Source organism: Pseudomonas sp. AP19 (assembly GCF_001728855.1).
Taxonomy (GTDB): domain Bacteria; phylum Pseudomonadota; class Gammaproteobacteria; order Pseudomonadales; family Pseudomonadaceae; genus Aquipseudomonas; species Aquipseudomonas fluorescens.
The window spans coordinates 1-967 of record NZ_LXJP01000141.1; the positions used below are offsets into that span (position 1 = coordinate 1).

The 967-nt window shown below is 55.1% G+C and carries 1 pseudogene; it reads left to right on the plus strand.

Going from position 1 to position 967, the window contains the following annotated elements:
• Positions 1–45 precede the first annotated feature (45 nt).
• Positions 46–967, plus strand: a pseudogene (locus A7D21_RS34010) (IS3 family transposase); the annotation flags it as partial.

The following is a 967-nucleotide window of genomic DNA, read 5'->3' on the forward strand; positions in this document are numbered from 1 at the left end:
CCCGTAGACATCTCCAGCCTATGCTTTGAGCATAGGAGGAAGTTTATGAGCACCCAACGATTCACGCCGGAATTCAAGGCAGAAGCCGTGAGGCAAGTTATTGAACGCGGATACTCCGTTGCGGAAACAGCCGAGCGCCTCGGCGTTTCGACCCACAGCCTCTACAAATGGGTCAAAGCCGTGACGCCTGACAAAACCGAGAAACAGGCCAGCGAGTTGCTCGAAGCCAAAAGCGAGATTTTGCGGCTGCGAGCCCAAATGCGACGCTTGGAAGAAGAGCGCGACATATTAAAAAAAGCAGCGCGGTACTTCGCCAGGGAACCCGAGTGAAATACCGCTTTATGAACGAGCATCGGCATCAATACGCGATCACTACGCTGTGCCGGGTTTTGCAAGTTGCTCGTGCCGGGTTCTATCAATGGCTACACAAGCCTGTTTCTGACCGCGAAAAAGAGAATGGTCGGCTGTTAGGGCTGATCCGCGACTCCTATGCGGCCAGTCGAGGTGTGTATGGCGCACGGCGGGTGTTTGCTGACTTGCGCGAGGCTGGAGAAAGTTGCGGCAAGCACCGTGTCGCGGCACTGATGCGCACCAATAAAATCAAGGCGCTCAGAGGATATAAAGCCCCGCGCGCAATCAAAGGCAGACCATCGATCATTGCCCCCAATCGACTTAACCGGGCCTTCACTGTCGATGCCCCTAATAAGGCTTGGATGACCGATATCACTTACATCCGAACGTGGCAGGGATGGCTATATCTGGCTGTCGTACTGGATCTCTACGCTCGCAAGGTGGTCGGCTGGTCAATGAAGCCAACGCTAGGCAAGGAGCTGGCGCTGGACGCGCTGCTCATGGCGGTATGGCGCCGTAAACCCAAAACCAGAGTCATCGTGCATTCGGACCAGGGTAGCCAATATGGTAGCGATGACTGGAAACGTTTTTGTCTGGCCAACCACCTTGAGCCGAG